11 protein-coding genes are annotated in these 14,785 nt (G+C 68.0%); 5 read left to right on the top strand and 6 right to left on the bottom strand.

The window, feature by feature from the left end; all coding sequences use genetic code 11:
- Nucleotides 1–359: 359 nt before the first annotated feature.
- A complete protein-coding gene (gene mprF, locus MRS60_RS20670) occupies nucleotides 360–2,954 on the top strand; it encodes a bifunctional lysylphosphatidylglycerol flippase/synthetase MprF (RefSeq protein ID WP_105391950.1) in 2,595 nt (864 codons plus the stop codon).
- A complete protein-coding gene (locus tag MRS60_RS20665; protein WP_243566562.1) occupies nucleotides 2,951–4,234 on the top strand; it encodes a virulence factor family protein in 1,284 nt (427 codons plus the stop codon). Before mprF ends, MRS60_RS20665 begins: the two co-directional genes overlap by 4 nt.
- A gap of 79 nt (nucleotides 4,235–4,313) precedes the next feature.
- On the opposite strand, the gene MRS60_RS20660 is transcribed toward MRS60_RS20665, so the two are convergent.
- The 4 genes from MRS60_RS20660 to MRS60_RS20645 form a co-directional block, all read right to left on the bottom strand.
- Nucleotides 4,314–4,757: a DUF934 domain-containing protein gene (locus MRS60_RS20660; protein WP_105391948.1), complete on the bottom strand. Its 444-nt coding sequence runs from the start codon at nucleotides 4,755–4,757 to the stop codon at nucleotides 4,314–4,316.
- Nucleotides 4,754–6,538 (bottom strand): nitrite/sulfite reductase, encoded by a 1,785-nt coding sequence (locus MRS60_RS20655; RefSeq protein WP_243566561.1) that lies wholly within the window; start codon nucleotides 6,536–6,538, stop codon nucleotides 4,754–4,756. The genes MRS60_RS20660 and MRS60_RS20655 overlap by 4 nt, the downstream gene beginning before the upstream one ends.
- Nucleotides 6,539–6,748: 210 nt before the next feature.
- Nucleotides 6,749–7,144: a hypothetical protein gene (locus tag MRS60_RS20650; RefSeq protein WP_243566560.1), complete on the bottom strand. Its 396-nt coding sequence runs from the start codon at nucleotides 7,142–7,144 to the stop codon at nucleotides 6,749–6,751.
- Between the two features lie 101 nt (nucleotides 7,145–7,245).
- Nucleotides 7,246–8,679 carry a PLP-dependent aminotransferase family protein gene (locus MRS60_RS20645; protein WP_243566559.1) on the bottom strand — a complete coding sequence of 478 codons (1,434 nt, stop codon included), beginning with the start codon at nucleotides 8,677–8,679 and terminating at the stop codon, nucleotides 7,246–7,248.
- A 539-nt stretch (nucleotides 8,680–9,218) separates the two neighbouring features.
- Here MRS60_RS20645 and MRS60_RS20640 point away from each other — a divergent pair.
- Together MRS60_RS20640 and MRS60_RS20635 are read left to right on the top strand one after the other, a co-directional pair.
- Nucleotides 9,219–10,349, top strand: a complete 1,131-nt coding sequence (locus MRS60_RS20640; RefSeq protein ID WP_034180197.1) for an extracellular solute-binding protein — start codon at nucleotides 9,219–9,221, stop codon at nucleotides 10,347–10,349.
- The gene (locus tag MRS60_RS20635) at nucleotides 10,346–12,127 is read left to right on the top strand and encodes a sensor domain-containing diguanylate cyclase (protein ID WP_034180196.1); all 1,782 of its coding nucleotides are present in this window, start codon (nucleotides 10,346–10,348) and stop codon (nucleotides 12,125–12,127) included. Before MRS60_RS20640 ends, MRS60_RS20635 begins: the two co-directional genes overlap by 4 nt.
- A 97-nt stretch (nucleotides 12,128–12,224) precedes the next feature.
- On the opposite strand, the gene MRS60_RS20630 is transcribed toward MRS60_RS20635, so the two are convergent.
- Both MRS60_RS20630 and MRS60_RS20625 read right to left on the bottom strand, forming a co-directional pair.
- Nucleotides 12,225–12,527, bottom strand: coding sequence for a DUF4148 domain-containing protein (locus MRS60_RS20630; RefSeq protein WP_131948915.1), 303 nt, complete (start codon nucleotides 12,525–12,527; stop codon nucleotides 12,225–12,227).
- A gap of 270 nt (nucleotides 12,528–12,797) precedes the next feature.
- Nucleotides 12,798–13,055 carry a hypothetical protein gene (locus tag MRS60_RS20625; protein WP_006478949.1) on the bottom strand — a complete coding sequence of 86 codons (258 nt, stop codon included), beginning with the start codon at nucleotides 13,053–13,055 and terminating at the stop codon, nucleotides 12,798–12,800.
- A 773-nt stretch (nucleotides 13,056–13,828) separates the two neighbouring features.
- Here MRS60_RS20625 and MRS60_RS20620 point away from each other — a divergent pair.
- On the top strand, nucleotides 13,829–14,725 hold the full coding sequence (locus MRS60_RS20620) for a LysR family transcriptional regulator (RefSeq protein ID WP_105391943.1): 897 nt from the start codon (nucleotides 13,829–13,831) through the stop codon (nucleotides 14,723–14,725).
- Nucleotides 14,726–14,785: the final 60 nt, after the last annotated feature.

Raw genomic sequence — 14,785 nt, 5'->3', positions numbered from 1 at the left:
TGCGCGAGGGGCCCGCCGGTGATTTCGTCCTCCCCCGCGCAGCCCGGCCGGGAGAAATTCCCCCAAATGCGCGGTCCGTTATTCATCAGATGAAAAAACCGCCCCGGTTCCCGGTATGATGCGCACCTTGCGTTGATCGGCCAAACGATTTTGATGCGATGTTGACGCGTCCCGCGTGCCACAAAACCCCACAATGCGGACCTGAAAGATTCTGTAATATAAATTCCGTATACTCGTAAGTTCTGATCCAGGCGCCACCTGCCTCCGTCTTCGGCCGACCGCCCACGCAGAACAACCAGATATATCGCCGCCGGGCCATCCCGCGCCGCGACTCGCTATGCACCACCACTGAACAACCTATGTCTTCCCGCCACCCTGGGTCGCCGGGCCGTGCCGCGGCGGCGATCGCCCGTGTCTCGGCGCTGGTTCGCAGCGAGCGCGTGCTGTCGCCGCTGCTCGCGTTCGGCATCGGCCTGCTGCTGATCGTCGTGTTCCAGCACCTGTCGGAATCGGTCGACTACCGGTCGGTGATCCGCCAGTTGCGCCACATGTCCGTCGGCGAATGGGGCGCGTCGCTGGCCGCGACGGCCCTCAGCTATCTCGCGCTCGTCGCCCGCGACGCGGTCGGCCTGCGTTATGTCGGCGCGAAGGTGCCGCGCGCCGCGCTGTGGATCGGCGCGATCGCCGGATCCGCGCTCGGCAACGCGACCGGCTTCGGCGCGCTGACGGGCGGCGCGGTGCGTGCGCGCGTGTACGGCGTATCGGGCGTCACGCCCGCGCAGATCGGCCGGATGACGGTGTTCACGAGCGGCACGCTGGCGCTCGCGATGGTGCTGATGACGGCGGTCGGCATGGTCTGCGTGCCGGAGGCGCTCGCCGCGATGCTGCACGTCGGGCCCGGCGTGCTCACGTGGAGCGGCGCGGCGCTGCTCGTGGTGCTGGCCGCGCTGGTCGTCATGTGCGGCAACACCGCGCGCCCGGTCGTTACGCGCTTCAAGTGGCTGTCGTTCGACGTGCCGGCACGGCGCGATCTCGTCATGCAGGTCGTCTACGCGGTGCTCGACGTCGTCGCAGCGGGCCTGACGCTGTGGGTGTTGCTGCCGGCCGCGCCGGTCGGCTTCCCGACCTTCATCACCGTGTACGCGGCCGCGCTGCTGCTCGGGATGATCGGCCATACGCCGGGCGGGATCGGCGTGTTCGAAGCCGCGATGGTGTTCACGCTCGGCCGCGAAGTGCCCGCGCACGCGATGGTCGCCGCGCTGATCGCGTATCGCGCGATCTACTTCGGCGTGCCGCTCGTGCTGTCGGCCGGCCTGCTGGCCGGTTTCGAGGGCCGCGCGCTGCGGCGCCGGCTCGTGACGCGGCAGGCCGCGCGCGTGTCGCTGCTCGCGCCGCTGTTCCTGAGCCTCGTGACGTTCGCGGTCGGCAGCATGCTGGTGATCTCGAGCGCGACGCCCGCGTTCTGGCACCGGATCGCGATCCTGCGCCACCTCGTGCCGTTGTGGGTGCTCGAAGGCTCGCAGGTGATCTGCAGCGTGCTCGGCGTCGCGCTGCTGTTCGTCGCGCGCGGGCTGCTGCGCCGCCTCGACGGCGCATGGTGGATGACCTTCGCGTTGACGCTCGCGAGCCTCGCGCTGTCGCTGGCGAAGGGCCTCGCGTTCGTCGAGGCCGGCGTGCTCGGCACGCTGCTCGTGCTGCTGCTCGTCAGCCGCCGCCGCTTCAACCGCCATTCGTCGCTGCTCGCCGAGCGCTTCACGGTGAGCTGGTTCGTGTCGGTGACGATGGTGCTGATGCTGGCCGTGTGGGTGCTGTTCTTCGCGTTCCGTGACGTGCCGTACACGCGCGAGCTGTGGTCGCATTTCTCGTTCGACGCGCGTGCGCCGCGTGCGCTGCGCGCGACGCTCGCGGCCGGCGTGTTCGTCGCGCTGTTCGCGCTGTGGCAACTGCTGCGCCCGGCGCCCGGCCGTTTCGTGAAGCCCGCGCCGCAGGATCTGTTCGACGCCGAACGGATCATCCGCGCGCAGGAATGCAGCGATGCGGGCCTCGCGCTGATGGGCGACAAGTCGTTCCTGTTCTCGGAATCGCGCCAGGCGTTCCTGATGTACGCGAAGTACGGCCGTACGTGGGCCGCGCTGCACGACCCGGTCGGGCCGCGCGAAGAATGGCCGGCGCTGATCGGCAAGTTCATCGCGCTCGCGCACGCGCACAGCGGCCGCGCGGCGTTCTACCAGGTGCGCGCGAACGCGCTGCCGCTGTATCTCGACGCGGGGCTAACGCTGATGAAGCTCGGCGAGGAAGCGCATATCGCGCTCGACCAGTTCGACCTGAAGGGCTCGAACCGCTCGCACCTGCGCTACGCGCTGCGCCGCGGCGACAAGGACGCGCTGACGGTCGAGGTGATCGCGCCGGGCGACGTGCCGGTCGCGCTGCCGGCGCTGCGCGACATCTCCGACGGCTGGCTCGACAGCCGCGATGCACGCGAGAAGAGCTTCTCGGTTGCCGCGTTCCACGACGGCTATCTCGCGACGCAGTCGGTGATGCTCGTGCGGCAGGCCGACAAGCCGATCGCGTTCGTCACGTTCATGACGACCGACCTCAACACCGAGGCGACGGTCGGTGTGATGCGCCATCTGCCGGACGCGTCGCCGTACGCGATGGAGTATCTGTTTACGCAGCTCGCGCTGCATCTGAAGGAAGCGGGCTTCCGCAAGCTGAGCCTGGGCATCGCGCCGTTCTCGGGGATGGGGGCGGCGAAGATGCCGTCGCCGTGGCACCGGCTCGGACTGATGGTCTGGCGCTTCGGCGGCCGCTTCTACAACTTCCGCGGCTTGCGCGCATTCAAGAGCAAGTTCGAACCGCACTGGGAGCCGCGTTACCTCGCGGCCTCGGGCTCGGTCGGCGTGTTCGTCACGCTTGCGGATCTGTCATTGCTGGCTGGAGGTCGGCGTTCATGATGTCGAAGAAGGGAATCGCGCGGGCGGCCGCCGCCTGCGCGGGAATGATGCTGGCCGGCGCCGTGTGCGCCGCGCAACCGGCCGCGGTGAAGGCCGAAACCGTGTCGGGCGGCCGCTACGGGCCCGTTACCGTGACCAAACCGAGCGGGCCGCTGCGCGGCTTCGTCGTGCTGTTCTCGCGTGAGGCCGGCTGGAATGCCGCCGATCAGCAGGCCGCCGATGCGCTCGCCAAGGCCGGTGCGATGACGGTCGGCGTCGATTCCGAGCGTTATGCGACGAACCTCGCCGCGAAGCAGGAGACCTGCCATCACCTCGACGGCGACGCCGAGGCGGTCAGCCACCAGCTCGAACGTCTCGCGCAGTCGTCGCGCTATTTCACGCCGATCGTCGCGGGCGTGGGCCGGGGCGGCGCGATCGCGAAGCAGATCCTGGCGATGGCGCCGGAGAACACGATCGCCGGCGTCGTATCGGTCAATCCGGCGCCGAAGCTCGATCCGCGCTTCAAGCCGTGCCCGCCCGATCCGACGATCGTGCGCCGCGCGATGCCGGGTTTCGTCGAAACGGCTGCAGCGGGCGACTCCACGAAGCTCGTGTCGCTGGTCACATCGCACCTGCGCGACAGCAGCAGCGGCGGCGACGAACTCGACGTGTCGGACCTGCCGCTCGTCGAGCTGCCGGCCAAGGGCGGCAGCGGCCGGCTCGCGATCGTGATCTCGGGCGACGGCGGCTGGCGCGATCTCGACAAGACGATCGCCGAGGCGCTGCAGCGCGATGGCGTGTCGGTGGTCGGCATCGACAGCCTGCGCTATTTCTGGAGCGAGAAGCCGCCCGCGCAGGTGAGCCGCGATCTCGCGCGCGTGATGCGCACGTACACGGCGCGCTGGCATGCGAACCGCGTCGCGCTGGTCGGCTATTCGTTCGGTGCCGACGTGATGCCGTTCGCGTACAACCGGCTGCCGGCCGACCTGCGCGACAAGGTCGCGGTGATGTCGCTGCTCGGCTTCGCGCCGTCCGCCGATTTCCAGATCCGCGTGACGGGCTGGCTCGGCATGCCCGCGAGCGACAACGCGCTGAAGGTCGCGCCGGAAATCGCGAAGGTGCCGCCGCAGCTCGTGCAGTGCTTCTATGGCGCGGAAGAGACGGACACGATGTGTCCGGCGCTCGCGAACACGGGCGCCGACGTGATCAAGACGCAGGGCGATCACCATTTCGGCCGCGACTACATCGCGCTCGAGAAGAAGATCCTCGGCGGGTTCGGCAAGCCGGCGGCGGCGCGCTGAATGCCGGTGCCCGCTTCGCGGCGGGCGTCGGCCGGATTGCTTCCGGTTCATCGTACGGGCGGCCAGCGTGCCGCCCGTTTCATTTTGAAGACTGCGTCGCCGTGTCCTGCGGTGGCGTTGCCGTTCTCGCATCGCGCTGATAGAAGCCCGGAAACCGGTCGAGCTGCCGCCGCGCGGCCGCGATGTCCGTGTCGTCGCCGAGCACCGCGCTCGAAAACCCCGTGCGCTCCATCAGCAGCAGCTGGTCGACCAGCACGTCGCCGGTCGCGCGCAGGTCGCCGGCGAAGCCGAAGCGCTTGCGCAGCAGGTACGCCTGGCTGTACGCACGGCCGTCGGTGAACGACGGGAACTGTAGGTCGATGCGCGCGGCCTGCGCGATCCGCGCGGCAAGCGGCGGCAGTTCCTCGTCGTTGCCGATCGTCAGCGTCGAATCGTCGTGTTCCTGCGTATCGCCCGCGTGTTCGGCCGGCGTCAGCAGCCGGATGCGTGCGTTCGTGCTTGGGTTGTCGCTGGCTGGCTTCATGCATGCTCCGCGTGGTGGCGCGCGTCGTTCGCGGCGGCCTTGAACGGTTCCGCGCCGATGCGGCGCACCGTGTCGATGAATCGCTCGCTGCGGCCGTTCGCATCGATCCGCGCGTCGAGATACGCGTTGACGATCGCGTCGACGACATCGACGATCTCGTCCGCCGAGAACGACGGGCCGATCACCTTGCCCGGCCGCGCGGGGCCGCTCGCGGTCGAGCCGTCCGACCCGCCGAGCGTCACCTGGTACCATTCCGCGCCGTCCTTGTCGACGCCGAGGATGCCGAGGTGGCCGCTGTGATGATGGCCGCACGAATTGATGCAGCCGCTGATGTGCAGGTCGATGTCGCCGACGTCGTGCAGCAGGTCGAGATCCTGGAAGCGCTCGGCGATCGCGTCGGCGATCGGGATCGAGCGCGCGTTCGCGAGCGCGCAGAAGTCGCCGCCCGGGCACGCGATCATGTCCGTCAGCAGCCCGACGTTCGCGCTGGCGAGCCCGATCGCGCGTGCGTTCTCCCACAGCAGGAACAGGTCGTCGACGTGTACCCACGGCAGCACGACGTTCTGCGTGTGCGTGACGCGCGCCTCGCCGGCCGAGAAGCGGTCGGCGAGATCGGCGAGCGCGTCGAGCTGGTCGGGCGACGCGTCGCCGGGCGCCTGCAGGCGGCGCTTGAACGACAGCGTGACGATGCGCAGCGCCGGATCGCGGTGCGCGGCGACATTGCGCGCGAGCCAGCGCGCGAATGCCGGATGGCGGCTCGCCTGAGCGGACATGTGCGCATTCACGTCGGGCAGGTCGAGCGTGCGAGGCTTGAGCCGCGGCGGCACGAACGATGCGGCGACGCGATCGAATTCGGCCTGCGCAATCGTCTGCGGGCCGCCGTCATGGTCGACGATCTGGCGGAACTCCTCCTCGACGTCGTCGATGTAGCGCTGCCCCTCGGTCTTGACGAGGATCTTGATCCGCGCCTTGTACTTGTTGTCGCGCCGCCCGTAGCGGTTGTACACGCGGACGATCGCCTCGATGTAGTTCATCACGTGCCGCCACGGCAGGAACGCGCGCAGCAGCGTCGCGATCATCGGCGTGCGACCCATCCCGCCGCCGACGCTCACGCGAAAGCCGAGCTCGCCCGCATCGTCGCGCACGAGCTTCAGCCCGACGTCGTGCCAGTCGGTCGCCGCGCGGTCTTCGGCGGCGCCGGTGATCGCGATTTTGAACTTGCGCGGCAGGAACGCGAATTCCGGGTGCAGCGTCGTCCACTGGCGCATCACTTCGGCGAACGGGCGCGGATCGGCGATCTCGTCAGGCGCGACGCCCGCGCGCTCGTCGCACGAAATATTACGGATGCAGTTGCCGCTCGTCTGGATGCCGTGCATGTCGACGGTCGCGAGCAGGTCCATCACGTCGGCCGCCTTCGCAAGCGGAATCCAGTTGAACTGCACGTTGGTGCGCGTCGTGAAGTGCGCGCTGCGGGTCGGCAGGCGCAGCGTGCCGAGCAATGCCTGCGCGTCGCATGCGGCGCGGTAGGTGGCGTCGTCGGGCACGTCGTAGTCGCGCGCGATCCGCGCGAGCATGCGAAGCTGCGCGCTCGACAGCTCGCCGTACGGCACGGCGACGCGCAGCATCGGCGCGTGGCGTTGCACATACCAGCCGTTCTGCAGGCGCAGCGGCCGGAACGCGTCTTCGCTCAGCGTGCCATGCTGCCAGCGTTCGAGCTGGTCGCGAAACTGGGCGGCGCGGCTCAGCACGAGCGCCCGGTCGAAATCGGTATATCGATACATGACGTGATACGCGAGAGGAGCCGCGGCGCGGCATGCGCACGGCTCGGAGGAACGTTGCGACGGATGTCGGGCAACGGAAGACAGCGTAGGGAACGCGGTGCGGCGGGACAAGCAGCAGATCGGGACGAAAAGGGCGCAGCAGATGGCGGGCGCGGCGCCGGCGCGGCGGGCCGGGCATGCGTCGTGCATGCCCGTGGCCGGTTGATGTGTTTATGCGTCGGCGTCGACGACGAGCGCCGGATCGAGCGCGCGGATGCGCTGGTCGATGAAGTAGCCGCCGCCTTCCTGATAGCGCAGGAACAGGCGGCCGCACGAGCGGCAGCGGCTGACGTTGCAGCGGTTGTACGGGAAATGGCGCAGCGCGATCGGCGCATCGTCCGACGCGTAGCGCGTACCGGCCGGATGATATTCCGCATAGGTCGGCTCGGTATCGCCGGGCGGCGCGAGCGTGGCTACTTCGGTCAGTTGCGCTTCCGGCAGCGACAGCGGCAGGCTCGTCCATCCGGCGAGCGAGGTCTTCGTGCACGTGCAAGGCTGCGTGACGTGCGCGGCTTCGGCCGCCAGTTTCAACAGCGCGTCGTGATCGAGGTAGGGCAGTTGGCTCATGAAAAATCGTGAAGGGGCGGTGAGATTCGCAATGTAACCCGCGCGCGGATTGGCTGCATGGCCGCGACGCTGACGGCGCGTACCGTGCACACCGTGTGCGGTCAACCGCCCTTGCGAACCGACGGCTGCGCGACCAGCTCGCCGAGCACGCGGATCGCGCGCTCGATGTCGCGGCTCCACGGATGGCCGAAGTTCACGCGCACGCAGCGCTCGAAGCCGTGCGCGGCCGAAAACAGCGGCCCCGGCGCGAAGCTGATCCCGCGCGCGATCGCCTGGCGATGCAGTTCCATCGCGTCGATCGCGTCGGGGAACGCGAGCCACAGGAAATACCCGCCTTCGGGCCGCACCCACTCGACGCCGGCCGGCAGCCAGCGCCGCAGCGCGTCGTCCATCCGGTCGAGCTGCGTGTGCAGCGCGCCGCGCAGCTTGCGCAGATGGCGGTCGTAGCCGCCGTGCTCGAGATAGTTCGCGATGCCGGCCTGCGCGGGAATGCTCGCCGACAGCGTCGTCATCAGCTTGAGCCGCTGCACCTTCTCCGCGAACCGGCCGGCGGCGGCCCAGCCGATCCGGTAGCCGGGCGCGAGTGTCTTCGAGAACGAACTGCAGTGCATCACGAGGCCGTGTTGGTCGTACGCGCGCGCCGGCAGCGGATAGTCGGGGCCGAAATGCAGCTCGCCGTAGACGTCGTCCTCGATCAGCGGCACTTCGCGCGCCGCGAGCATGTCGACGAGCGCGCGCTTTTTTTCGGCGGACAGCGTGACGCCGGTCGGATTCTGGAAATTGGTCATGAACCAGCACGCTCGGATGTCGTGCCGCTCGAGCGCGTTCGCGAGCGCATCGAGATCGAGGCCCGTGCGCGGATCGACTGGAATCTCGACCGCGCGCAGGTCGAGCCGCTCGATCGCCTGCAGCGCCGCATAGAAGCCGGGCGCCTCGACGGCGACGACGTCGCCGGGCCGCGTGACGGCCATCAGGCACAGGTTCAGCGCTTCGAGCGCGCCGTTCGTGACGACGATCTCGTCGATCGACTGCGACACGCCGGTCGCGAGATAGCGCCGCGCGATCTGCTGGCGCAGCGCCTCGTTGCCGGGCGGCAGGTCGACGACCGTGCTCCACGGACTGACGAGCCGCGTGGCCTGCGCGAGCGACTTCGCGAGGCGCGGCAGCGGAAACAGTTGCGGCGCCGGGAACGCGGAACCGAGCGGCACGATGCCGGGCTGCGTGGCGGCATCCAGTACGGAGAACACGAGGTCGCTGATGTCGACCTTGCGCGATGCGCCGGCACGGCTCGCGCGGCGCTTCGCGGCCGGGCCTGCTTCCGGCGTTGCGCCCGGCGCGACGTAGTAGCCCGAGCGTTCGCGCGCGCGGATCAGCCCCCACTGTTCGAGCTGGTAGTACGCGCGAAACACCGTCGACTGGCTCACGCCGTGCTGCGCGATGATCTGCCGCAGCGACGGCAGGCGCGTGCCGGCCGCGAGGTTGCCGTTGCGGATGTCGTCGGCGATCGTGTGGGCGAGGGTTTCGTAGCGTTTCATCTGCGTGGACGGGGGGCGCCGTCGCCGCGCGCGGGCCGGATTGGCGCCGCGCCGGCGGGCGCGGGTCATTGTCCGATGCGCGGCCCGAAAAGAAAAGCGCGGGCGGCATGCTCCACGTGCCGAGCGACGCGAGCGAGAAGCCGCACGACTGCAGCAGGTAGCTCGGAAGCCGCGTGATGAAGAAGCAGATCGCGAAGTTCGGGCCGGTATCGCGCTGACGGTCATTTCCGCGAGTGGGGCGAACCGACGCAATCAGCGTCGACGGCCGCAGGCAGGTATGCAACGCATGCAATGCGTCGTCATCGCATCGTCATCGAAATGCGAACCAGTCAGCATCGGGCAACGCGCTTTCTTCTGATCATTCATCGCCCGGCTTGCCGCGTTCGTGCGCCCGCAACGATTCCGGATCGACGCGGCGCCGGGCATGTCGCATGTCTGCATGCGCGACGCCTGCCGCGTGCGGCTATTTCCAATTGCGCGCCCATATTTTTTATGGTCTTGTTGCGGGATATCGCATCGACTCGAAAAAGGATGGTCGAATGCAGCCGAGCGATTCATACGGGGTCCGCTTGATCAGGGGAATCGGCGTGCGTACGCGCGCCCGCGGAGCCGTGCGCGCGTTGTTCGTCATCCTGACACTCGGCTTGCTTGCGCCTGGCCTGCCGGCTTTCGCCGACTCTCCCGAAACCGTCAACGACAACGTGCTGCGCGTGCTGGCATGGCCCGGCTACGCGGACCGCGACGTCGTCAGCGCATTCGAGGCGCGGTTTCATGTCCGTGTCGAAGTGACGTTCGTCGATTCCGACGAAGCGCTGTGGGCGCGGATGCACGGCGCGGCGCCGCCGCCGTACGACGTGCTGGCCGCGAACACGGCCGAGATCCAGCGCTATGCGCACGAACGTCTGCTCGCGCCGATCGACCTGGCGCGCATCCCGAACCGGCAGCGGCAGTTGCCGAACTTCCGGCAACTCGCGACGATCGGCGGGCTCGTGCAGGACGGTGCGACCTACGCGATCCCGTTCACGTATTCGTCGATGGGGCTGATCTACGACCGCACGCAGGTTTCGGCCGCGCCGCGCTCGATGCGCGAGCTGTGGAATCCGCGCTACCGCGGCAAGGTGCTCGCCTTCAACAGCGCGCAGCACAATTTCTCGTTCGCGGCGCTGGCGCTCGGCTATCCCGATCCGTTCCGCCTGTCGCCCGCGCAGACGCTCGCCGTCGCGCGCAAGCTGATCGACCTGCGCCGCAACCTGCTGACGTACTACACGCTCCCCGAAGAGGCGACCGCGCTGTTCGTCCAGCATCGCGCGGCGCTGATGTTCGGCAACTACGGCACGCAGCAGGTCGAGTTGCTGCGTCGCGCCGGCGCGGATGTCGGCTACGTGATCCCGGACGAAGGCGCGCTTGCGTGGCTCGACTGCTGGGCCGTCACGCGCGGCGCGCAACATGCCGAGCTCGCGTTCGCGTGGATCAACTACATGCTCGAACCGGCGATCGGCACGCTGCTGACCGAGCGCCAGGGGCTCGCGAACACGCTCGAGCCGCCGCCGGGCCTCGATACCGGGCACCAGCATCTCGTGTGGCTCCAGCCCGTCGAGGACATCGCGCGGCGCGAATCGCTGTGGAGCCGCATCGTGTCGGGCGATCGCCCGGAGCGGTTCGACAAATGATCCGGCTCGGGCTCACGTCGAAGCTGTCGGTGCTGTTCGCGTGCATCGGCGTGATCGCGTCCGGCACGACCGGCTATTACGCGTATCACGCGAACCGCACGATGCTCGTGCAGGAAGCGCAGCACAGCCTGCTGATGTCGACCCAGCTGCTCGGGCAGCGCTTCACGACCGCGCTGTCCGACGTTGCCGCCGATGCGCTCGTGCTCGCGCAGTTGCCGTCGTCCGCGCTCGTCGCGGGCAGCGACAATCCGGACAGCGCGCGACGCACGCGGCTCGAGCAGGTGTATTGCAGCTTCATGAGAAATCATCCGGAATACCTGCAGATTCGCCTGATCGCGAGCGGGCATTTCGGGCTCGAACACATCCGCGTCGTTCGCGACGCGCGTGGCGTCGTCGTGCTGCCGGAAAGCGAATTCCAGGAGAAAGGACAGTTCTCCTATGTATTCGATACGCTCGCGACGGAGCCCGGCCATATCTACCTGTCGCCGATCGTGATCAACCACGAGACGGGTTCGCACGCGGCCGAAGGGCTGCCGATCCTGCGCGTGGGCACGCCGGTCGTCGACACGTCGGGCCAGACGGTCGGCGCGCTGGTTGTCGATGTCGAGCTGTCGCGCGTGGTCGACCGGCTCGAACGCGATCTGCCGGAAGACTATGCGGTGTATCTCGCGAACGAGTGGGGCGATTTCCTCGTGCATCCCGACCCGGCGCAGACGTTCGGCTTCGATCGCGGCCTGCGCGTGCTGATGCAGGACCGCTTTGCCGTCACGCGTACGCTGTTCGACAGCACGCGCACGAGTGTGACACTCAATGGCCTCGAGCAGCCCGACGACGCGCCGGGGCAGATGTTCGCGTTCGCGCGCACGCCGTTCGGGCACGACGAGGGCAACCGCTTCGTCGTGCTCGGGATGGCGCGTCCGCTTGCCGACGTGCTGGCACCGGCCGGCATGCTCGGCGAACGGATCGTCCGGATGGTGCTCGTATCGAGCCTGATGGCGGTGATTCTCGCGATCCTGTTCGCGCGCGCGATCACGCGGCCGCTGCAGGCGCTCGCGCGCGCCGCGACGCACGTGTTCGACGATCCGGCCGCCGAACGGCTGCCGGTTCGGCGTGCCGACGAGATCGGCGTGCTCGCGCGCTGTTTCGACAGCATGCGTGTCGAGATTCGCACGCAGGTCGCGATGCTGCGCGCGAAGCAGCAGGAGCTCACGCACCTTGCCGGCCACGATCCGTTGACCGAGCTGCCGAACCGCCTGCTGTTCATGGAGCATCTCGATGCCGCGATCCGGCATGCGGCCGCGGTGCACGAAGGGCTGGCCGTGATGTTCGTCGATCTCGACCGCTTCAAGCAGATCAACGACCAGCACGGGCATTCGGCCGGCGACCGCACGCTCGTCGCGGTCGCGAAGCGGTTGAGCCTCGTGCTGCGCAACGGTGACATGGTCGCGCGGCTCGGCGGCGACGAGTTCATCGTGCTGATTGCGGACGTGCGTTCACCGGCGGTGATCGGCGATGTCGCGTCGCGGATCCAGATCGTGATGGCGGAAGAACTGGAGTTCGGCGACCGGCGCTTGGCCGTCGGTGCGAGCATCGGCGTCAGCGAGTTTCCGGCCGACGGCGCATCGGCCGAGGAACTGCTCGTCAAGGCCGACGCGGCGATGTATGCGGCGAAGGCATCCGCGCAGTGCGCGTACGTGCGCTATCAGGACCTGGTCGGCGGCGGCGCTGCGCCGGACGAAGCCGGGGCCGGCCGCGTCGCATCGGGCGCCAGCCGGTGACGGCCGGCCGGTAAAACACGCGATGCAAGCGCAACGAGCCCGTCATGGACGGGCTCGTTGCATGTGCGGACTGCGCGCGGGGCGCGCAGCGGCAGGCTTAGTGGCCGAAGTAGACCGAGTCGCGCGGGCTTTGCGCCTTGGCGGCCGGTGCGCCACCCTGGACGGTCGCGGCCGGTTGCGCACCGTAGCCGGTATTGTCGTCGGCGGCGCGCACGCGGGCTTGCGCGGCCTGGATGTCGGCCGGGTAGTGCGGGCTCGACAGGCCCGGCGTGTAGCCGGCTTTTTCGAGCTGGACCAGCTCGTTGCGCAACTGGGCGCGGGTCACGGTGCTTTGGGCGAATGCGCCGAACGAGGCGGACAGGGCGACAGCGGCAACGACTGCGGAAACGAGCGATTTCATGATGACCTCCGATGTTTGTCTTGGCTTTCCGCGTTCGACACCATGTCGTAAGCGGTTGATTACATCGTAGGCGCCGGTCGATTCAGGGTAAACGTGGATTTCAGCGAAAGATCGTTGTCGCGGAGGCAATAATCCCGGGACAAATATCTCCTGTCCCCATTCAGTATTGCCGGATTTGCAAGGGCGCGGTGATACGGGCGGGCGCCCGGTGGCGACTGGCGGAGGACGGCGGAGGTGGAAATGACGCGGGCGGGCCGCGGTGCGGCCGGCTCAGACGCCGTCGTCGTCGATTTCCTTGCGCTCCCGGCGTTCCTCGTTGCCGCGGCGCGCGCGCAGGCGCTGGCGCGACAGAACGGCGATCACCTGCTGGGTCGGCGCGCCGGACGGCAGTTCGTTGCGGATGCGATCGGGCACCATCGGCAGGCCCGCGCGCTGCCGGCGCAGCGCTTTTGCGATTGCCCGGCGGCACTCGTCCCCGTGGCAATCCCATTCATCGCGGATTCTCTGGCAATAACGGCATTGTTCCATCGAAATAGTCTAACGCGTCTTGGGGAACCGGGCAGCGCGCGGGGCCGAACGGGTCACGCATGGCGCTTCCGTCGCGGACGTATCGACGATGGGCGGTTGAATGGGACTGCGAAGCAATCGGGTGAAATGGGCTGCCTGAAACTACAATTCCCCATCCGTCTCCATACGGATTCCTTGCGGACGAACGGGGTTTGAACGGCTTATCGGAGCGACCAGATTCCCCAGATGGCGATCAACAGGCCAACGCCGAGTCCGCAGCCCAGCAACACATAGGTTTCCATCTCGTGCCTTTGAAAACGGGGCAGCGCTGACGTCGGCGTCAGCGTGCGAGCAGCAAAGCCGGTCACGTATCGTCGCGCTGTCGGGCGGAGCGATACGCCGGGTCCGCGAATACTACGCTTTGCAGCTTTCAGAACGCATGCGCGATCGATGGCGGCGGGCTGATCGCTATTTCTTGCCCGCGTGCCGGCTATTCGTGTGCGGCCGGCGGGCGCGTGGCCCAGATTCAGGCCGGCAGTTCGTATCGGCAAGCATGAGCAATGCGGTGGCGTGGTTCAACATGGATTCTCGAGCGCAGGTCGGTGCGCGTGCAATCGACGCGGCGGATCGAACCTGCATCTTGCCTGCGCGCTGCCGTGGACGTTCGACTCGACCGCGGCGCAGCGCGGGGCCGGGTGCGGTGCCGTTTGAGGTACTGTCGGAACGGTTCAATATAATTCATGATGCTTCAATGCCTCATGTGAAACATACATACCCCGGAACAAGGAGACCCGATGACGCTTGCCCAGTTGCAGGCACTGGCCGCCGTAGTCGAACTCGGTTCGCTTACCGCCGCGGCCGACCGGCTCAGCCGCAGTCAATCCGCGATCAGCCATGCATTGACCGAGCTGGAGGACATCACGCAGGTCAAGCTGCTCTGGCGGGACCGGCAGCCGGTGGTGTTGACGGCGGCGGGCGAACGCCTGTGGCCGTACGTCCAGAGCGTGGTGCGGGAAGCGCAACTGCTGCGCCAGCAGTTCAGCCTGTCGCGCGGCAAGCTCGAAGGCAAGCTGGTGGTTGCGTCGCTGCCGAGCGTCTCGCTGGCGTTCGTCGTTCCCGCGCTCGAGGCGTTGAAGGAGATGCACCAGGGCGTGTCGGCGGTGCTGCTCGAAGGCACGGACAGCGAAGTCGAAGGGTGGATCGACGACGGTACGGCCGACATCGGCGTGGTGGCCGGCACGAAGACGTTCGCACACACTCTGCCGCTGCTCGACGAGGATTTTGTCGCGGTGGCGCCGGACGGCATGTTCGGCGGCCGCAAGAGCGTGTCGGCAAAACAGTTGTCCGCGGCGCCGTTCATTTTCTCGAAGGCAGGGTGCGGGCCGGTGATCGCGGATTACTTCGCGCGTGGCGGCGCGCCGCTCCGGGCCGCGTTCAACGTGGTGGAGATGCGCACCATTCTTTCGATGGCGGAGGCCGGTATGGGCGTATCGATCGTGCCGCGCATCACGCTCACGTACACACCGTTCGGCGGCCGCGTGCTGGAACTGTCGCCGAGGCTGCATCGTTCCGTGCGGTTGTCGTGGAACGTGGCCGGCAACGCGGTCACCGACGAGTTCGTGAGGCTCGTCGACGCACAACGCGCCAAAGCCGCGAAAGCGATTCAGGCGCGTGCGAAAAAGGGCAGGTAGCGCGCGGCCGGCGAGATGAATAACGCTCATTGGCGCCTTGCAGTTTATTCATGCCGAGGA

Origin of the sequence: Burkholderia pyrrocinia, assembly GCF_022809715.1 — a bacterium.
GTDB lineage: Bacteria > Pseudomonadota > Gammaproteobacteria > Burkholderiales > Burkholderiaceae > Burkholderia > Burkholderia pyrrocinia_C.
This window is presented reverse-complemented; position numbering and strand designations above follow the sequence as displayed.